Origin of the sequence: Arenimonas sp. MALMAid1274, from assembly GCF_049195245.1 — a bacterium.
Lineage (GTDB): Bacteria > Pseudomonadota > Gammaproteobacteria > Xanthomonadales > Xanthomonadaceae > Arenimonas.
In genome coordinates this window covers 234,145-253,307 of sequence record NZ_JBMIRR010000026.1, presented here as the reverse complement: position 1 = coordinate 253,307, position 19,163 = coordinate 234,145, and the positions used below count along the sequence as shown (strand labels likewise).

Annotated in this window: 14 protein-coding genes and 1 pseudogene; 10 read left to right on the top strand and 5 right to left on the bottom strand. The window is 70.1% G+C overall.

Annotation, left to right across the window (positions count from 1 at the left end):
- Positions 1-62 precede the first annotated feature (62 nt).
- A complete protein-coding gene (locus ACOQFR_RS07515; RefSeq protein WP_421380269.1) occupies positions 63-701 on the top strand; it encodes a ubiquinone biosynthesis accessory factor UbiJ in 639 nt (212 codons plus the stop codon).
- A 5-nt stretch (positions 702-706) separates the two neighbouring features.
- Positions 707-2,383, top strand: coding sequence for a ubiquinone biosynthesis regulatory protein kinase UbiB (gene ubiB / locus ACOQFR_RS07510; protein WP_421380658.1), 1,677 nt, complete (start codon positions 707-709; stop codon positions 2,381-2,383).
- Positions 2,384-2,482: 99 nt separating this feature from the next.
- Here ubiB and ACOQFR_RS07505 read toward each other — a convergent pair whose 3' ends face one another.
- A complete protein-coding gene (locus tag ACOQFR_RS07505; protein WP_421380267.1) occupies positions 2,483-4,033 on the bottom strand; it encodes a peptidoglycan DD-metalloendopeptidase family protein in 1,551 nt (516 codons plus the stop codon).
- Between the two features lie 121 nt (positions 4,034-4,154).
- Here ACOQFR_RS07505 and ACOQFR_RS07500 point away from each other — a divergent pair.
- The 4 genes and pseudogenes from ACOQFR_RS07500 to ACOQFR_RS07485 form a co-directional block, all read left to right on the top strand.
- Positions 4,155-4,868: pseudogene (locus ACOQFR_RS07500) on the top strand (pseudouridine synthase); the annotation flags it as partial.
- Positions 4,869-4,936: 68 nt separating this feature from the next.
- The gene (locus ACOQFR_RS07495) at positions 4,937-5,713 is read left to right on the top strand and encodes a hypothetical protein (protein ID WP_421380265.1); all 777 of its coding nucleotides are present in this window, start codon (positions 4,937-4,939) and stop codon (positions 5,711-5,713) included.
- A gap of 137 nt (positions 5,714-5,850) precedes the next feature.
- Complete coding sequence (locus ACOQFR_RS07490; protein ID WP_421380263.1) at positions 5,851-6,582, top strand: tetratricopeptide repeat protein; 732 nt, start codon at positions 5,851-5,853, stop codon at positions 6,580-6,582.
- A gap of 61 nt (positions 6,583-6,643) precedes the next feature.
- Positions 6,644-7,267 carry a thymidine kinase gene (locus tag ACOQFR_RS07485; protein WP_421380655.1) on the top strand — a complete coding sequence of 208 codons (624 nt, stop codon included), beginning with the start codon at positions 6,644-6,646 and terminating at the stop codon, positions 7,265-7,267.
- 12 nt (positions 7,268-7,279) lie between these two features.
- On the opposite strand, the gene ACOQFR_RS07480 is transcribed toward ACOQFR_RS07485, so the two are convergent.
- From ACOQFR_RS07480 to mutM, 3 genes are read right to left on the bottom strand one after another with little or no spacing between them, the layout of a single operon-like run.
- Positions 7,280-10,084 (bottom strand): protein kinase domain-containing protein, encoded by a 2,805-nt coding sequence (locus ACOQFR_RS07480; protein WP_421380261.1) that lies wholly within the window; start codon positions 10,082-10,084, stop codon positions 7,280-7,282.
- Between the two features lie 15 nt (positions 10,085-10,099).
- On the bottom strand, positions 10,100-10,663 hold the full coding sequence (locus ACOQFR_RS07475; RefSeq protein ID WP_421380259.1) for an ECF-type sigma factor: 564 nt from the start codon (positions 10,661-10,663) through the stop codon (positions 10,100-10,102).
- A gap of 50 nt (positions 10,664-10,713) precedes the next feature.
- Positions 10,714-11,526 (bottom strand): bifunctional DNA-formamidopyrimidine glycosylase/DNA-(apurinic or apyrimidinic site) lyase, encoded by an 813-nt coding sequence (gene mutM, locus ACOQFR_RS07470; RefSeq protein WP_421380257.1) that lies wholly within the window; start codon positions 11,524-11,526, stop codon positions 10,714-10,716.
- A 76-nt stretch (positions 11,527-11,602) separates the two neighbouring features.
- Here mutM and ACOQFR_RS07465 point away from each other — a divergent pair, with 76 nt between their 5' ends.
- The 4 genes from ACOQFR_RS07465 (at position 11,603) to ACOQFR_RS07450 (ending at position 18,667) form a co-directional block, all read left to right on the top strand.
- Positions 11,603-15,034 carry a mechanosensitive ion channel domain-containing protein gene (locus tag ACOQFR_RS07465; RefSeq protein ID WP_421380254.1) on the top strand — a complete coding sequence of 1,144 codons (3,432 nt, stop codon included), beginning with the start codon at positions 11,603-11,605 and terminating at the stop codon, positions 15,032-15,034.
- A gap of 200 nt (positions 15,035-15,234) precedes the next feature.
- On the top strand, positions 15,235-16,419 hold the full coding sequence (locus ACOQFR_RS07460; protein WP_421380251.1) for a DesA family fatty acid desaturase: 1,185 nt from the start codon (positions 15,235-15,237) through the stop codon (positions 16,417-16,419).
- A gap of 69 nt (positions 16,420-16,488) precedes the next feature.
- A complete protein-coding gene (locus ACOQFR_RS07455) occupies positions 16,489-17,562 on the top strand; it encodes a hypothetical protein (protein WP_421380248.1) in 1,074 nt (357 codons plus the stop codon).
- Positions 17,552-18,667 (top strand): metallophosphoesterase, encoded by a 1,116-nt coding sequence (locus ACOQFR_RS07450; protein WP_421380246.1) that lies wholly within the window; start codon positions 17,552-17,554, stop codon positions 18,665-18,667. Before ACOQFR_RS07455 ends, ACOQFR_RS07450 begins: the two co-directional genes overlap by 11 nt.
- Before the next feature lie 36 nt (positions 18,668-18,703).
- On the opposite strand, the gene ACOQFR_RS07445 is transcribed toward ACOQFR_RS07450, so the two are convergent.
- Complete coding sequence (locus ACOQFR_RS07445; protein ID WP_421380243.1) at positions 18,704-19,096, bottom strand: host attachment family protein; 393 nt, start codon at positions 19,094-19,096, stop codon at positions 18,704-18,706.
- Positions 19,097-19,163 lie beyond the last annotated feature (67 nt).

Below are 19,163 nucleotides of genomic sequence, written 5' to 3'. Positions count from 1 at the left end.
GCGCACCGGGGCCTTGGCCGCATTCACCCGTGCGTGCATCGCGCTTCCCCTAGAATGGCGCCATGACGCAAGCTGCCGCTTCACCCTTCGATGCCCTCAAGCCCCTGGCCGGCCGCGCGCTGGAGCAGGCGCTCAACCGTCTGGTCGCGCTGGATCCCGACACCGGCGCTGCGCTGGCGCGGCTAGAGGGCCGCCGCATCGGCCTGGCGCTGGAGGCGCCGCCGGTCGCGCTCGACATCCGCGTGGCCGAGGGCCGCCTGCGGGTCGGCCCGCCCTCTGTCGAGCCCGACCTGGGCATCCGCGCCACGCTCTCGGGCGTGCTGTCGCAGCTGCCGTTCCTGCGTACGCCGGGGGCGCCGCCGGTGGGCAAGGTGCGCATCAACGGTGATGCCGAACTCGCGCGCACCGTGCAGCAGCTGGCCAAGGGCTTCGATCCGGACTGGGACAAGCCCTTCGCCGACGTGCTGGGACCCGTGATCGGCCCGCAGGTGTCGCGCGTGCTGCGCGAGGGCCTGAAGGCCGGCGCCGGTTTCGCCAAGGGCTTCACCCGCGACGGCGTGGACTACCTCACCGAGGAATCGCGCGACCTGGTCGGCAAGGCCGAACTGGCCGCCTTCCTGGACGACGTGGACGAACTGCGCGATCGCGCCGAACGCCTGGCCGCGCGCGCGGCGCGCCTGCCGCCGGAGCGCGACGCGTGAATCCGGTGCGCCTGCTGCGCGGCGGCAAGACCGGCTTCAGCGCCAGCCTGCGCGCGCTGGGCATTGCCCGCGTGCTGCTGCGCCACCGGCTCGACGATTTCCTGGAAACCACCGTGCTCGGCCGCTGGTTGTGGCTGCTGCGGCCGATCACCCCGGCGCGCAGCGCGGCCGACCTGCCGCGCGGCGCACGCCTGCGGCTGGCGCTGCAGGAGCTGGGCCCGATCTTCGTGAAGTTCGGCCAGGTGCTGTCCACGCGCCGCGACCTGCTGCCGCCCGACATCGCGCAGGAGCTGACCCTGCTGCAGGATCGCGTGGCGCCGTTTCCCGGCGAGGACGCGCGGGCGCGCATCGAGGCGGCGCTGGGACGGCCGGTCTCGGAAGTGTTCGCCGAGTTCGACCTCACGCCGCTGGCCTCGGCCTCGATCGCCCAGGTGCACGCCGCGCGCCTGCACGATGGCCGCGAGGTGGTGGTCAAGGTGCTGCGGCCCGGCATCCGCAAGCAGATCGCGGCCGACGTGGACCTGCTGCGCACGCTGTCCACGCTGGCCGACCGCCACCATCCCAATGCCGACAAGATCCGGCCGCAGGAAGTGGTGTCGGAGATCGAGGCCACGCTCTACGCCGAGCTCGACCTGCAGCGCGAGGGCGCCAATGCCAGCCTGATGCGCCGCACCTGGCTGGGCAGCGATGACCTGTACGTGCCCGAGGTGTTCTGGGATTACAGCACCGAGACGGTACTGACGATGGAGCGCGTGCGCGGCATTCCGTCGGATGATGTGGCGGCGCTGGATGCCGCGGGCATCGACCGGCGCGCGCTGGCGGCCAAGGGCGTGCGGGTGTTCTACACGCAGGTGTTCCGCGACAACTTCTTCCACGCCGACGCGCACGCCGGCAACATCTGGGTGGATGCGACGCGCACGGAGAACCCGCGTTTCATCGCCATCGATTTCGGCATCGTCGGCCAGCTCGACCGGCGCGACCAGTACTACCTGGCCGAGAACTTCATGGCCATCTTCCAGCGCGACTACCGGCGCATCGCCGAGCTGCACGTGGAGGCGGGCTGGATGCCGGCGCACATCCGCATCGACGAGCTTGAGGCCGCCACGCGCGCGGTGTGCGAGCCCTACTTCACCCGGCCGCTGAGCGAGATCTCGCTGGGCGAGGTGCTGGCCAAGCTGTTCAAGACCGCGCAGCGCTACGAGCTGACGCTGCAGCCGCAGCTGATCCTGCTGCAGAAGACCCTGCTCAACATCGAGGGCGTGGGCCGGCTGCTGGATCCCAAGCTCGACATCTGGGCCGAGGCGCGGCCGGTGCTGGAACGCATCCTGCGCGACCGCTACAGCCCCGCGCGGCTGGGCGAGGAGTTCCGCAAGCGGCTGCCGGAGCTGATCACCCACGCGCCCGACATGCCGCGCCTGCTGCACGACTTCCTGGCCCAGCAGGTGCGCGGCCAGCACAGCATCCACATGCGCAGCGAAGACTTGGCCGAACTGGCCCGCATCTCGAAGGCGGGCCAGCGGCAGACGGTGTACGCGATCCTGGGCACCGGCCTGATGGTGGTGGCCGCGGTGCTGGTGGGCCTGGATGCCGGCGGTCCGCGCATGCTCGGCATTCCCGCCGCCGCCGGCATTGCCGGCCTGGGTGCCTTCGGCGCCTTCCTCGCCGCCTGGCCCCGCCGCTGAAACAGAGAAAACATACCAGGTATGTTTTTATGTGCTGTCTGGCGGAAAACGGACGGTAAATAAAAACATACCTGGTATGTTTTCTCTGTTTCAGCAGCGTCAGGGGCAGGTGAGGCCAATCGGCGTCAGCAGTTTCTCCAGCGCCAGCGTCTGCGTGCCCGTGCTGCCCGACAGCTGCACCGTGGCCGAGCGACAGCTGTTGAAGGTGATGCGGGCCGTGCCCCAGGGCGTGTAGACGCGCGAGCCGGTGAAGTTGCTCCAGGTGGCGCCGGTGACGAAGGACATCGGCACGTCGATGGGCTGGCCGTAGCCGAAGGTCTGGCGGTTGGGGCGGTAGTCGCCGTACAGCCACAGATGCTCGCCGGAATTGCCGAAGCCGTAGAAGAACAGGATGAAGCGCTGGTCATCCACCATCTCCAGCGTGAAGCCCTGCCCCGAGGTTGCCAGGTTGAACCAGCTGCCCTGGATCTCGTTCGGGAACGGCCCGCTGGCCGGCACCGCATTGCCCACCCGGAAGGTGTGCCGGATCACCTGGCCCTGCAGCGTCGCCTCCAGCGTCCACAGTCCCAGCGCGGCGTTGGCCGGCAGCGCCTGGTTCCAGTACCAGTACGCGCCGCTGTAGTACTCCGGCGTGCTGCCGGTCTCGGCCATGTCGAAGTTCCAGCTCGACTCGACCGTGCCGTTGGGCCGCAGCAGCCGGAACTGCGTCACCATGCCGCGCCCCACGTCGCGGTAGGCGGCCATGAAGGTGATCGGGTCGCCGGGGTTGAACACGTCCTTGAAGTTGGGCACGTCGGTGGTGTTCGGGCACTGCGGGTACACCGGCGGCGCGCTGTGGGTGGAGATGCGGTTGATGCGGGTGTCGCGGTAGGGCCGCTGGCTGGCCCACGATGAAGTCACCGCATTGCACTGGCCCTGGTAGGGATCGAGCACCGGCGCGTTGACGGAATTGTTCGCGCGCAGCTCCAGATGCAGGTGCGGCCCGGTGGAAATGCCCGAACTGCCGACCTTGCCCAGCACCGTGCCCGCCGCCACCTGCGTGCCGATCGGCAGCGACGTGACCGAGTTGCGCTTGAGGTGCAGGTAGCGCGCGATGCTGCCGTCGCCGTGCAGGATGATCACGTAGTTGGCGTTGTCGGGCGCGTCGAAGGAACAGCTGCGATCGCTGGCGCCGTCGCGCTTCTCGATCAGGGTGCCGGGCGCGGTCGCGATCACGTCCACCGCGCCCGAGTCCATCAGGTGCCAGGGGAAGGGCCAGATGAAGTAGTCGATGCCGCGATGGTTGTAGCCGGCCGCGGTGTCGTAGCTGCGGGTGCCGCAGGTGTACTCGCGCACCTGGTTGGGAAAGGCCGGGTTGAGGTCCACGAAGTTGGAGATGCCCGACCAGTCGCTGCCGACGCCGGGCGTCGGGCCCATCGGCCAGGTCAGGCCGGTGAGCGCCTTGGGCTGGAACCGGAACTGGCCCGTGCTGCGCAAGGTCTCGATGTTCTCGGCCACGCGCTTGACGATCTCGCGGTCCAGCTCGGGCGACACCTGGTCGGCGGCCTCCTGCGTGGCCATGATCCGGCCGCCATCGGGCGGGCGGGCCGCGGCGGGCGTGGCCGCCAGCAGGGCGCACAACAGGAACAGCAGCGGGCGCGGCGTGGCCATGGCATCGGTCCCCGGATGGCGGTGTGGAAACGCAGCCTACGCCCCGCCGGCGCGCCGCGCATCTGCCGGAAGACAGGGCGCGGCGTGCGAGAATCGCCGCCCCTTCCCAGCGTGAGCCCGCATGAACCAGGCCCTGGACGTGCTGCACGCCGACGACCAGTTGGCGGTCGTGAACAAGCCCGCCGGCCTGATGGTGCACGACAGCGCCCTGGCCCGCGGCGAGACCGATTTCGCCGCCGACCGGCTGCGCGAGCAGTTCGGCCGGCCCGTGTTCCTGGTCCATCGCCTCGACCGCGCCACCAGCGGCTGCCTGCTGCTGGCCTTCGATCGCGACAGCGCCTCGGCGCTGGGCAAATCGCTGATGTCGCAGGACTTCGACAAGCAGTACCTGGCCGTGTGCCGCGGCTGGCCCGAGCCCGCGCAGGGCGTCATCGACCATGCGCTCGACGGCGGCCCCGGCAAGCCGCAGAAGAAACCGGCCATCACCGACTACGCACGACTGGCCACGGCGGAACTGGCGCAGCCCAGCGCGCAGCATCCAAGCTCGCGCTATGCGCTGCTGTGCTGCCGGCCGCGCACCGGTCGCTTCCGGCAGATCCGCCGCCACCTCAAGCACATCCACCACCACCTGATCGGTGATTCCAGCCATGGCGATGGCCGCCACAACCAGGCGTTCCGAAGGATGGGCGTGCACCGCATGCTGCTGCACGCCTGGCAGCTGTCGTTCACGCACCCGCTGGATGGCCGGCGCATGACCGTCGTGGCGCCAGGCGATGCGCAGTGGCTGCGCGCGTTCGCACAGCTGGGCTGGGAGATGCCCGACGAATCCGCATTACTTGCGACCGATGTGGCCATTCCGGCATCCCCCTATAGTCCTTCCCTGATCGCCCCACCGGAGTTGCCATGACCGCTTCCCGCCCGTTGATGCTTGCGCTGTGCCTGGCGCTGTCCGCGCTGTCCTCGTCGGCACTGGCGCAGACGCCGCCGCCCACGCCCAAGGACAACGAGCGCACCGGCGACGAGAAATACATCATGAGCACCACCGGCTTCCTCGATTACCACCCCGACCTGCGCCATCGCCTGGCCGGTCAGGGTCACTATCGGAAGAAGCGGTACGAACAGGCGCTGGCTTCCTTCATGCGCGGCGCGCGCTTTGCCGACAAGCCCTCGCAGGCCATGGTTGGCGAGATGCTCTGGAAAGGCGAGGGCGCGCCCATGGACCGACCCATGGCCTACCTGTGGATGGACATCGCGGCCGAGCGCGGCTACCGCCTGATGCTGGCCAAGCGCGAGCACTACTGGAACGCGCTCACCGAAGCCGAGCGCGCCCGCGCGCTGGAGCTGGGCGATGCCCTGTATGGCGAATACGCCGACGCCTACGCCAAGCCGCGCATGGAGCGGCAGCTGCGTCGCGCCCGCCTCAACCGCACCGGCAGCCGGGTCGGCGCCAATTCCGGCTTCCTGCAGATCGAGATCCCGGGCCCGGGCGGCTCGCGCGTGGTCGACGGCAGCACCTATTACGCCGACAAGTACTGGAAGCCTTCCGAGTACTGGCGCATGCAGGACGAGGACTGGAAGGAATTCGGCGAGGGTACGGTCGAGATCGGCGACATCCAGTCCGTCGGTGAGCCCACCATTCCCGAGGACGAGAGTGAGTCCCCGGAAGCGGATCCGCGCTGACACGGGCAAGGGCGGGAGCGCGTGCCGCGAGGGATTGACAAATAAATCTACAGACGTAATAGTTCAGATATTACAAATGTAGAATAATCGGCCCGTGGCCTGCGGGCCATCGATCCCCCCACCGAAAGGAGCCTCCCGTGCGCAAATTCTTCCCCGCAGTCCTGGTCGGGCTCGCGCTGCTCGCCGCCGGCGGCCAGGCCGCGGCCCAGATCACCGACCGGGACGACCGCCGCATCATCACCACCGAAGGTTTCCTGACGGCCCACCCGGACCTGCGCTACCGCCTCGAAGGCCTGGACGCGTACGAGAAGGGCAAGCACGCCGAAGCCCTGGGCCTGTTCACGCGGGCGGCCAAGTACGCCGACAAGCCCTCCCAGAGCATGCTGGGTGAAATGCACTGGAAAGGCTTGGGCGTGCCGGTGGACCGCGCCATGGCCTACGTCTGGATGGACCTGGCCGCCGAGCGCGGCTACCCGCTGATGGTGGCCAAGCGTGAAAGCTACTGGCGCGACCTGGACGAGGCCGAGCGCGCCCGTGCGCTGTCGCACGGCGACAAGATGTACGGCGAGTACGGCGACGACGTCGCCAAGGCCCGCATGCGCCTGATGCTGCGCCGCGAGCGGCTCTGGGGAACCGGCAGCCGCGTGGGCTCCACCGGCAACCTGCGCATCATGATCCCCACCGCCAGCGGCGTGCGCTACGTCTCGGGCGACGACTACTACGACCGCAAGTTCTGGCAGCCCGACCTCTATTTCCAGTGGCAGGACCAGGACTGGAAGCGCACCGGCAAGGCCACGGTGGAAGTGGGCGAAGTGCAGACCCGTCTGACCGAAGACGAGGCCGGGGCCGGATCCGACGACGAGCCCTGACGGCAGGACAGCGGCGGCGGCGGCGGCGATAATGCCCCCTTCGCCGCCGCCGGACACCGCCTTGGCCAAGCTCTATTTCTATTATTCGGCGATGAACGCCGGCAAGACCACCACGCTGCTGCAGAGCGCGCACAACTACCACGAGCGCGGCATGCGCACGCTGATCCTCACGCCGCGCCTGGACGACCGCTACGGCGAGGGCGTGGTGGCCTCACGCATCGGGCTAAAAGCCCGCGGCACCATCTTCGGCCGCGAGGACGACCTGCTGTCGCGCGTGCAGTCCGACATCGACGCGCGCGGGCCGCTGCACTGCGTGCTGGTGGACGAGGCGCAGTTCCTGTCCAAGGCCCAGGTCTGGCAGATCACCGAGATCGTGGACCGCCTGAAGGTGCCCGTGCTGGCCTACGGCCTGCGCACCGATTTCCGCGGCGAACTGTTCGAGGGCAGCCAGTACCTGCTGGCCTGGGCCGACAACCTGGTGGAGATCAAGACCATCTGCCACACCGGCCGCAAGGCCACCATGGTGGTGCGCGTGGACGAGCACGGCCGCGCGATCACCGATGGCCCGCAGGTGGAGATCGGCGGCAACGACCGCTACGTGTCGGTCAGCCGCGGCGAGTTCAAGAAGATCATGGCCGGCGAAGGACGCATCGACCTGCAGCAGCCGCAGCTGCCGCTGGGCTGAGGGCGCCCGCGCTCAGCGACAGGCTGCGGTCGCGGCCAGTTCGTCGAGCAGGCGCTGGCGCTCGGGCTGGCGTGCGCTGGCCTCCGCCAGCATCCGGTCGCGCACGACGCGGGCGGCGCTGTCATCGCCCCGCAGGCAATGCCAGCGCGCCTGCAGCGCCTGGATCCGCCAAAGTCCCTGTTCAGCCTCGGGCGTGCGCACTCGCGGTGCGGCCAGCAGCCCCTGCAGTCCATTTTCGGCGCCGTCGAAATCGCGCGCCACCAGCAGGGCCTGTACCCGCGCAAGGGCAATGCTTTCCAGCGCCAGGTCATCGGCCGCCAGTCCCGCCGCCAGCAGTCGCTGCTGCGCCGAGCTGAGCAGGGCCTGTGCCGCGTCGCTGTTGCCGCGCGCCATCGCCACGTCCGCCAGCAGGCCGTCGGCGCGCGCGGCCAGCAGGGCATCGGTGGCCAGCGCAATCTGCTGGCACTCGTGCGCCAGCAGCTCGGCACTGTCGGCCTGGCCCAGGGCCAGGCGAACCTGTGCCAGGTCGCACAGCACCGAGCCGCGCAGGCCCAGCTCGTTGCTCCGACGCCTCAGCTGCAGGCTGCGCTGGAAGGCATCCTGCGCCAGCGGAAGCTGGCCCTGTTCCCAGGCCAGGCGGCCCATCTGCTGCCAGGATGACGCCACCTCCGGATGCTCCGGACCGAACCGGGCCAGCAGGCGATCGTGCGCGGTACGCAGCAGGCGGTCGGCCTCCTCCAGCTTGCCGGCCTCGACCAGGATCGCGCCCAGCGGCCGCTGCACGCCGGTGCTGGCCGGATGGCCGGGACCGAATCGGTTCAACGCGATCTCCAGCGCCTGGCGATACGAGGCCTCGCTTTCCAGCGGATCGCCGATGGCGCGGTGCAGGCCGCCCAGGTCGCGCCAGATCTCCACGCCCAGGGCATTGCGGTCGCCGCCGCTTTCGCGCAGCAGGCCCAGCGCGGCGCGCATGCCGGTGATGGCTTGGGCGTACTTGCCCTCGTCGGCCAGCAGGCTGGCCAGGTCGGCCTGGCTTTCGGCCTGCAGCGCCTTCGACAGACCGGGGCCGCTGCGAAGCGCGAGCGCCGAACTGAAAAGATCGCGTGCCACTTCGCCGCCGCCCAGGCTGCGGTGGCATCGGCCCAGCTGGGAAAGGAACTCCGACACTTCACGCGGATGCCGGGTCGCCTGCTCTTCGCTGACCTTCATCCAGGGCATCAGCGCGCGCTCGCACACTTCCGGCTGGCCCAGCGCACGCAGGCTGCGTCCGCGCAGCGCCGCCGCCTCGATGCCGATGCGCGCCGGCGCTTCGCCCGACACGCTCGACAGCACCTGCGACTGCCGGTCCAGCAGCTCCAGCGCCTGGCGGTCGTCGCCCAGGCCCTGGCGCAGGCGCGCCACCAGGCCCAGCAGCTCGGCGCGGGCCTGCGGCTGGCCGAGCAGTTCGGTGTCGGCGCGGCGCACGCCCGCGTCCAGCAGCGTGCGCACGTCCAGCCCGGTGCCGCTGCCGGCCTGGTCGGTGTTCTCGAACAGCGCGACCACGAAATCCTGCATGGCCTGCGCGCGGTCGGCCTCGGACAGCGCCTTGCGCGCCTGCCAGGACACGAACAGCAGCGCCACCACCAGCACCGTGGTCACCGACGTGCCCACGCTGATCGCCAGCGCGTTGCGGCGCAGGAACTTCTGCGCGCGGTAGCCCAGGCTCTGCGGCCGCGCCAGCACCGGCTCGCCGTCCATGTGCCGGCGCAGGTCCTGGGCCAGCGCCTCCACCGAGACATAACGGTCGTCCGGCGCCTTGGCCAGGGCCTTGAGCAGGATGTTGTCCAGGTCGCCGGCCAGTTCGCTGGCGACGCGGCGCGGATGCGCCACGCCGCTCTCGCGCGCCAGCTTCAGCGCACCCACCGACGGCCGCACCGGGTCGCCCGTGAGGATGGCTTCTTCCCAGGCGGCATCGCTGGTGCGCGCCGGGTCGTAGGGCTTGCGCCCGGTCAGCAGTTCGTACAGCACCACGCCGAGCGAATACACGTCGGTCATGGTGGTGATCACGCCGTTGCGCAGCTGCTCGGGCGCCGCGTAGTGCAGGGTGAAGGCGCGCGTGCCGGTGCCGGTGATCTCGGGATTGCCCTCCACCGGTTCGTCCAGCAGCTTGGCGATGCCGAAGTCGAGCAGGCAGACCTCGCCGGCCGACGTGACCAGGATGTTGGACGGCTTGAGGTCGCGGTGCACCACCAGGTTGGCGTGCGCATGGCTCACCGCCGCGCACACCTGCAGGAACAGCCGCAGCCGGTCGTTGGTGGACAGCGCCAGCTGCCGCGCGTACTGCGTGATCGGCTCGCCCTGCACGTAGTCCAGCGCCAGGTAGGGCTGGCCGTCGCTGCTCACGCCGGCATCGAGCAGGCGCGCGATGTGGGCATGGCCCAGCCGCGCCAGGATCTGCCGCTCGCGGGTGAAGCGGTTGCGCAGGCCGGCATCGCCCAGGCCGGGCCGCAGCAGTTTCAGCGCCACGCGCCGCTGGTACAGGCCGTCGGCGCGCAGCGCCAGCCACACCTGGCCCATGCCGCCTTCGCCCAGCGGGCGTTCCAGCTTGTAGGGCCCGATCGACTGGCCGGCCTGCGGCGCGAACAGCGCGGCATCCACCACCGAGTTGGCCAGGAAATCCGGGCGCTCGTCCTCGAGCGCGATCATCTTCTTCAGCTCATCGGCCAGTCCGGCGTCGCCGGCCGTGATTTCGGCCAGCCGGCGCGCGCGCGCCGGCGGTTCCAGCTCAAGCATCTCGTCGAGCAGGGCCGACAGGGTGGACCAGCGCTCGGTGTCCACGGGTCGGCGCCAGGCTCAGCCCTGCAGGGCGGCCAGCAGGAACATGCGGGCCTTCTGCCAGTCGCGGCGCACGCTGCGCTCGGAGCGCTTGAGCAGGCCGGCGATCTCGGTTTCCGACAGGCCGGCGAAGTAGCGCATCTCGACCACCTGCGCCAGGCGCGGGTCGAGGTCGTGCAGTTTGTTCAGCGCCACGTCCAGGCCCAGCATGTCCTCGTCCAGGCGCATGCCGCCGCCCGCGTCCTCGGGCAGGTCGGTGACGCGGTGCAGGTCGCCGCCGCGCTTCACGGCCATGCGCTGGCGGGCGTAGTCCACCACCACGCTGCGCATCGCGCTGGCCGCATAGGCAAAGAAGTGGGCGCGGTCTTCGAACTCGGCCTCGGCGCGGCCGGCCAGCTTGAGGTAGGCCTCGTGCACCAGGGCGGTGGTGTCCAGGGTGTGGCCCTGCTGCTGGCCGCCCAGCTGGCGCCGGGCCATGCCGTGCAGCTCGCGGTAGAGCGTGGCCAGCACGCGGTCGAGCGCCGACTTGTCGCCGCCGCGCGCGGCACTGAGCCACTGGGTGATGTCCGCCGTTTCGTTCATGGGTCCCCGGGTCCCGTCTGCGCGGGCTGCCGACACTATAGCCGAGGCGCCTAGCGCTGGCAGCGGGGGCACCAGGCGGTGGCGCGGTTGCCCATCCGGCCGTCCCGGATCGGCCGGCCGCAGGTCCGGCAGGGCTCGCCCTCGCGGCCGTACACGTACAGCTCCTGCTCGAAATAGCCGGGCGCCCCGTCGGGGCTGAGGAAATCGCGCAGGGTGGTGCCGCCGCGCGTGATGGCATGGGCCAGGATCGTCTTCACCGCGGCGGCCAGCCGGTGGTAGCGCTCGCGGCTGACCGCGCCCGCGGCCCGGCCCGGGGCGATGCCGGCGCGGAACAGGCTCTCGGCGGCGTAGATGTTGCCCACGCCGACCACGATGGCCTGGTCCATCAGGAAGGCTTTCACCGGCGCCTTGCGGCCGCGGCTGCGTTCGAACAGGTAGTCGCCGTCGAAGTCCTCGGACAGCGGTTCCGGGCCCAGCCCGGCCAGCAGGTCGTGGGTCTGGCCGGCGGGCTGCCACAGCAGGCAGCCGAAGCGCCGCGGGTCGGTGAAGCGCAGCACGCGCCCCGAATCCAGGGCCAGGTCGACGTGGTCGTGCGTGTCCACCGGCGTCGTCGCCGGCAGCACGCGCAGCATGCCCGACATGCCCAGGTGCAGCAGGGCGCTGCCCGGCGGGGTGTCGAGCAGCAGGTACTTGGCGCGGCGGCGCACCGCCAGCACGGGCTGGCCCGGGAGTTCGCGCGCCACCTCGGGCGGGATCGGCCAGCGCAGGTCGGGCCGGCGCAGCACCACGCCCGTGATGCGGCGTCCTTCAACGTGCGGGGCCAGGCCGCGGCGGGTGGTTTCGACTTCCGGAAGTTCGGGCATGCCGCCAGTGTCGCAGAGGTGCCCGAGGCCGTGAATTGCCGGTACAGGTCGTCGGGGCTAGCCTTGGGGCATGCCCATGCCCGTCCGTTCCCTCTTTGCCGCCATCCTGACCCTGGCCCTGCTGCAGGGGAACGCCGCGATGGCCACCGCCACCGGGCCGCTGGCCACCCTCAACGAGGCCGTGGATACGCTGGCCGACCCGCAGGGCAAGGCCGAGGCGGACGCCCGCGAGGCGGCGGCCGCCTTCGACAAACAGGCCGCCGAGGTCGAACAGCGCCTGCAGGAACTGCGCGCCGGCGCCGCCGACGCGCCGGCCCGCAACAATGAACTCAGCGCGCAGCTGGCGATCGATCCGGCGGCGTCGCTGGCCGACTGGGAAGCCCGCCTGCCGCCCTCGGCGGGCGTGGAAGTGCTGGAGGCCGTGCTCGAACAGGAGCGCGTGGCCGCCAACCAGCTGCGCGACCAGATCCAGGCGCTCACCGCCGAGCTGTCGCAGGGACTGGCGCAGCCCGCGCGTTCGGGCCTGGCCCAGGCCCAGCAGCAGCGGCGGCTGGACGAACTCGATGCCCCGGTGTCGCCGGCCGCCGACGAACCCGCGTCGCTCAGCGAGGCGCGCCAGCTGCGCAACAATGCCGAGCGCCGCAAGCTGCAGGCCGAGCTGGCCTATGCGCAGGCCCAGCAGGACCTGGCCGGCACCCGGCAGCGCCAGCAGGAACTCGAGCTGCGCGTGCTGCGCCACCTGCTGGAACTGCGCGAGCCGCGCCTGGCCCTGCTGCAGCAGCGCATCGTCGCGATCGGACGCGAACAGCTCGAAGCCGTCGCGGCCGGCGTGCGCGCGCAGGCCGAAGCCCTGGACGGGCGCGACCCGGTGGTCAAGGCGGCCATGCAGGAAAACCTGGCCCTGGCCGAGGAGCTGGTGCTCACCAACGAACGCCTGTCCGCGCAGCGCCGCGCCCTGGTCGAACAGGAACAGGCGCTGCAGCGTGACCTGGCCGGGCTGGGCGACAGCCGCACGCGGCTTGAGCTGGGCGAGCGCAGCGAACAGGTCGGCACCTGGCTCTGGGCCGAACTGCGGCGGCTTGAGCCCCAGGCCCGGCTGGAGGACGAACTCGACCAGGTCCGCCGCACGCTGGGCGACCTGCGCCTGCGCCTGATCGGCCTCAACGAAACCCAGCGCGACCTGGACGACATTCCCGACGTGGTGCGCGAGCTGCGCGCCAATGCCGCCGGCGTGGACGATGACGGCCCGGTCGCGCGCACCGCCGGCACGGACCTGCTGGCTGGCCTGCTGGAGCAGCGGCTCTCGCTTGCCGACCAGCTCGAGCCGCTGATCTGGCGCCGCATCACCGCGCTGGAGCAGAGCGAGCGCAGCCTGCAGGCGCGCCTGGACGCGAACACCGAACTGCGCCAGACCCTGGACCGCCACCTGCTGTGGATACGCAGCCACGCCCCGGTCGGCGAAGCCTGGCTCGCGATGGTTCCCGAGGGACTGCGGGACCTGGTGAAGCCCTCGCGCTTCGTCACCACGGCCGAACTGGTGCAGCGCGCGCTGGCCGACAATTCGCTGCCCTACCTGGGCAGCCTGCTGCTCGTGGTGGCGCTGCTGCTGCTGCGCCGGCGCGCGCGGCCCCGGCTGACGGCGCTGGCCGCACCGATCCGCGAAGTGCGCAAGGACAGCTACCGCAACACGCTCGAGGCCCTGGGCTGGACCGTGGCGGCGGCGCTGCCGGGCGCAGTCACGCTGCTGCTGGTGGGCTGGCTGCTGCAGGATGTCGGCAGCACGGGCAAGTACAGCGATTCATTGGGACGGGCCTTCGAGGCCACCGCCCTGCCGCTGTTCACGCTGTCCTTCCTGCGCTGGCTGGTGCGCGAGCGTGGCCTGGCGCATGCGCACTTCCGCTGGACCAAACCCCGACGCGACACGCTGCGGCGCTGGCTGCCGCGCATGACTGCGGTGCTGCTGCCGCTGTATTTCGTGGTCGCCCTGGCCTTCATGCGCAACCAGGAGCTGGCCATCAGCGTGCAGGCACGCGGCGCGATCGTGCTGATTTCCCTGGCCTCGGCCTGGGCGCTGTGGCAGATGCTGGCACCCGAGCGCCTGTGGCATACGCGCGGCGCCAGCAGCGAACCTTCGCGCCTGCGCAAGCTGCTGCGCCTGATGCTGCCGGCGGGCATGCTGGCCGGCGCCGCGCTGGCGCTGAGTGGCTACGTGTATTCCAGTGCGCTGCTGCTGGACTCGCAGTTCGCCAGCGTGGGGGTGGTGACCGCGGTGGCGGTGGTGCACGGCCTGCTGTCGCGCTGGTTTTTGCTGGGCGAACGCCGGCTGGCCTTGCGCCGCATGGAGCAGAAGCGCGAGGCCGAAGCCGAGGCGCGCGCCCAGGCACAGGCCGGCGAGAGCGGCCCCGACCCCGACAGCGGCGAAGCGGTGCCGCTGGAGCTGGATGAAGAGATCACGCTGGAGAAGGTCAGTGCGCACAGCCGCAGCCTGCTGCGCGCGCTCAAGCTGAGCCTGCTGGTGCTGGGCCTGGCCTGGGTCTGGGCCGAAGTGCTGCCGGCCTTCGCCCGCTTCGACGAGATCACGCTGTGGAGTGTCACCGAAACCGCGGCCGACGGCGTTGCCAAGACCCTGGTGCCGGTGTCGCTGATGGCGGTGCTGCTGGGCCTGCTGGCGCTGGCGCTGACCTTCGTGGCGGCGCGCAACCTGCCGGGCCTGATCGAGATCGGGCTGCTGTCGCGCGTGAACATCGACGCGGCCTCGCGTTATGCCATCACCAGCGTGTCGCGCTACGTCATCGTGCTGGTGGGCCTGGTGCTGGGGCTGGGCCTGCTGGGCCTGCGCTGGGGCCAGCTGCAGTGGATGGCGGCCGCGCTCACGGTGGGCCTGGGCTTCGGCCTGCAGGAAATCTTCGCCAACTTCGTTTCCGGCCTGATCCTGCTGTTCGAGCGGCCGTTCCGGGTCGGCGACGTGATCACCGTCAACAACCTCGACGGCACCGTGACGCGCATCCGCACCCGCGCCACCACCATCCTGGATTTCGACAACAAGGAAATCGTCGTCCCCAACAAGAGCTTCATCACCGGCCAGCTGGTGAACTGGACGCTGTCGGACGAAACCACCCGCATCACCATCAAGGTCGGCGTGGACTACGGCACCGACCCGGCGCTGGTGCATCGCCTGCTGATCCAGGCCGCCGAGGAGAACCCGCGCGTGCTGCGCGACTGGCCGCCGCGCAGCTGGCTGATGGCCTTCGGCGCCAGCACGCTGGACTTCGAGCTGCGGGTGTTCGTCGGTTCGATGGGCGACCGACTGGCGGTGCGCAACGAACTCAACACGCGCCTGATCGAGCTGTTCGAGCAGAACGAGATCGCGTTTGCCTACCCGCAGCTGGACGTGCACGTGCGTGATGTGCCCGAGCTGGTGGCGGCGACGCGTGCGGCAACCGAGGAGGCGCGCCCGGCCAAGCCGCCGCGCAAGCCGCCGCAGCCGCCGGCGCGCGAACCGGACTGAACCCGCTCCGCCCTGCGCAGCGAACGCGGCCACGATCGCCGGCATCCCGTGGCAGCCGCGGGATGAATGCGCGTTCATGGCGGCCCTTGTGGCGGCGGTGCCTGAACACCATACCTTGACGCAGGGTGACGAGCCACGCCGCCGCGGGCATCATCGCCCCCTGTCACGGGCCCCCGCCCGATTCCTTCGGAGTCTTCCCCATGTCACTGGATGTGTTCGACTGGCTGGCGCGCGGCATCACGCAGGCCAGCTACTGGCAGATGGCGGTCTATTTCCTGGTGGTCACCCAGGTCACCATCATGACCACCACGCTCTATCTGCACCGCAGCGCGGCGCATCGCGGCGTGGACTTCCATCCGGTGCTCACGCACTTCTTCCGATTCTGGGCCTGGCTCACCACCGCCATGGTCACCAAGGAATGGACGGCGGTGCACCGCAAGCACCACGCCAAGTGCGAGACCGCGGAAGATCCGCACAGCCCGCGCTTCCAGGGCATCCACCAGGTGCTGTGGCGCGGCGTCGAGCTGTACCAGGAAGCGCGCCTGGACAAGGACATGCTGGAGAAGTACGGCAAGGGTTCGCCGGACGACTGGATCGAGCGCAAGCTGTACACGCCGCGCGCCACCTTCGGTCCGATCCTGATGCTCGCCATCAACCTGGCGCTGTTCGGCCTCCCGGGCATCGCGATGTGGGCGCTGCAGATGGCGTGGATTCCGTTCTGGGCCGCCGGCGTCATCAATGGCCTGGGCCACTGGTGGGGCTACCGCAACTTCGACACGGCCGATACCGCCACCAACCTCACTCCGTGGGCCTTCTGGGTCGGCGGCGAAGAGCTGCACAACAACCACCACGCGTTCCCGAGCTCGGCCAAGTTTGCGCTGCGCAAGTACGAGTTCGACATCGGCTGGACCGTGATCCGCGGCCTGCAGGCGCTGGGCCTGGCCAAGGTGCTGCGCGTCGCGCCCGAACTGGACGTGCGCCCCAACATCCAGGTGCCCGATGCCGACACGATGCGCGCGGTGATGGCGCACCGCTGGCAGGTGGCCACCGACTACTTCCAGATCGTGCTCAAGCCGCACCTCAAGGCCGAGGCCGCCGACCTGCCGGGCCGCCTGCGTCGCGCCTTCCGCAGCGAGGGCAAGTGGCTGAGCGAGGAGAACCGGGCCCGCTTCAGCGCCTGGATCGCCGAGCGTCCCAATACCGCGCGGCTGATGGAGTTCCGTTCGCGCCTGCTGGCGATCTACGAGCTCAAGAGCGCCGAGGCCGAGGCCAAGATGGACGCGCTGCGAACCTGGTGCGCCGAGGCCGAGGCCTCGGGCATCCGCCAGCTGCAGGAGTTCTCGGCACGCCTGAAAGGCTATTCGATGGTACCGGCCCGGGCCTGATCCGGTCCGCGGCAAGTCCAGGCCCCGTCGGCAGTCCGACGGGGCCTTTTCATTTGCGTGGAATCTGTGATGCTGGCGCGCATGCTGAGTTTCGTGAAACGGATACTAGGTGCCCGGCAAGGCCCGGGCCCGGCCGAAGAGGCGCTGCCGACCGTAGCTCCCGCCGACCCTAGGGTCCGCAGCGGCGATGGGTTTCTCGACCTGCTCGAGGAGGCCGGCCATCGGGACGGCTTCCATCATCCGCGTTGGGAGCGCGTGGAAGCCTGGCTGGAAGGGCTGCCGGAGTCGGCGCGGAACGACGCCTGGTTGGCTTGCGAACGGACGTGGCTGGAGCTTTTCCGTGAGTCCCTCGGCGGGAACTACCGATTGCATGAATCGGCGACGTGCTTCCTCCTCAGCGCACAGTCACCGAGAACCGCCGCGGCCACCCTGGGATTCCTGGATACGACCCTGCGTCGCGTGCAGCACCTGCTGGAGGAACTGGCCGCGTCCTCCGACGCGGGCAAGGAAATCCTCGTGGTGTTCGCCGACGAGGAGGACTATTACCGCTACGTCGGCTATTACTATCCGGACGAAGGCGAGTTCGCCATGAGCTCGGGCATGTTCCTGCATGCAGGCTGCAGCCACTTCGTGGTGCATGGCGAAGAGCTGAGTCACTTCGAACCGGTGATCGTGCATGAGATGACGCACAGCCAACTCAGCCACCTGCCGATCCCGGCCTGGCTCAACGAAGGCATGGCCGTGAATTCCGAGCAGCGCCTGACCCGCATCGGTGCCGACGCCTGGTCGGTGATGAAGCTCGAGGACCAGCATCGGAAATTCTGGACTGTCGAGACGATCCAGCAGTTCTGGTCGGGTGCGGCCTTCCTGCGTCCCGACCAAGGCAGCGAGCTCGCTTACGACCTGGGCCGCCTGATGGTGAACGGACTGAGCAGCGACTGGGCCGCGTTCAAGCGCTTCGCGCAGGCGGCGCATCTCGAGGACGCCGGGCGATCCGCCGCGCACGCCGCGCTGGATATCGACCTGGGGGAATTCGTGCGGCATTTCCTTCGCCAGACCGGCGGCGAGTGGGGACCCGTGCCGTCGCTGTGGCCGGCGCCGCCCGAGCGCGGCCAGTTCCGGGGCAGCACGCATGCGCCCTAGGCCCCTGGTCTGGCTGCTGCTGGCTGCGCTCTTCGCTGCGCCGCTGTCCCTGCCCGCGGCGGAACCCGCGGCGCCGGACGATGCCGGCCCTTACGCACGCTACGTGGGCGATGACCTGGAGCTGCGCTGGGTCTGCGCCGGCGTCGTGACGAAGGAGCGCATCGAGCGCCCCACCTGGCCCGTGCAGGTCGCCTCCCGCTGCGGCTATCCACGGACGCTGGCGCTGCGGCCGCGTGCGGGCATCGACGCGCCCGCGCGCACCACCGGCGCGCCGAGGCTGGCGGCGCTGTCCGACCTGCACGGCCAGTTCGACCTGACCCGGCGCCTGCTGCAGGCCAACGGCATCATCGACGCGGACGGTGACTGGGCCTACGGCCGCGGCCATCTCGTGGTCACCGGCGACGTGTTTGATCGGGGCCCGCGCGCCAACGACGTGCTGTGGCTGCTGTACATGCTGGAACAGCAGGCGCGCGACGCAGGCGGCGCCGTGCACTTCACGCTGGGAAACCACGAATCGCTGGTGCTGCGCGACGACCTGCGTTACCTGCACGAAAACGATCGCCGCGTTGCCATCGCGCTGGGCACGCCGTTCCCGGCCCTGTACGGCCCCGACACGGTGCTGGGCGACTGGCTGCGCAGCAAGCGCACGGTGCTGCAGGTGGACGGGCTGGTGTTCGTGCACGGCGGCATCGGGCCCGGGTTTCTGGCGCTCGGCCTGGACCTGGACCAGATCAACGTTCGCTCGCGCGCTTCGCTGGGACTGTCACGCGACCAGCTGCGCGGCGATCCGGTGCTGGCGGCGCTGCAGGACGGCGTCGGCAGCCCGATCTGGTATCGCGGCTACTTCCTGCCGGACGGACCGGATACGGCGCAGGTGCAGGTCATCCTCGACGCCCTTGGCGCGGAGCGCATCGTCGTCGGCCACACCTCGCAGCCCGGCGTGCAGTCGCGGCACGGTGGCCGGGTGATCGCGATCGACAGCAGCATCAAGGAAGGCGTGTCCGGTGAACTGCTGCTGGTCGAGGACGGTGTGCTGAGTCGCGCCGGACTGGACGGCCAGCGCCGCGAGATTCCGGACCAAGCGGCGGCGGCCGGCGACGACTGAGCGGAGGGGCGGGACGCGCCCCTCCGCCGGCGACGTTCAGTGCAGCGCGCGCTCGATGTCTTCCAGCGGCGCGTTGGTCAGGGTCTTGGCCAGTTCGCCGACCAGGCGTGACTGGGTTTCCTTGTGCAGCAGCGGGCGCATGCGGCCCAGCGACTGCGGATCGGCGATCAGCACGATGTGGTCGAACTTGTTGTTCAGCGCAGCCGCATTGATGCGGTGGGCCAGCTGGCGCGAGAACGCCGCTTCGCCCAGCTCCGCGTCGGTCTGTTCCTGCGGAACGTCGCCAGCACCGCCTTCGACCAGGTCGCCCTGGGAAAGATGGTCGTCCTGGCGCAGCGCGATCTTGTGCTCGTTGCCGACATTGGTGAACACGCGGGCGCCGGCGCCGTCGGCGACCACGATCCAGGTTCCAGCGGGAATCTTTTCCATGTGTTGCTCCTGTGTCCACGCACCGATTGGTGCTTTGCACAGGAGTCTAGGCGCGCCAGCGTTAACG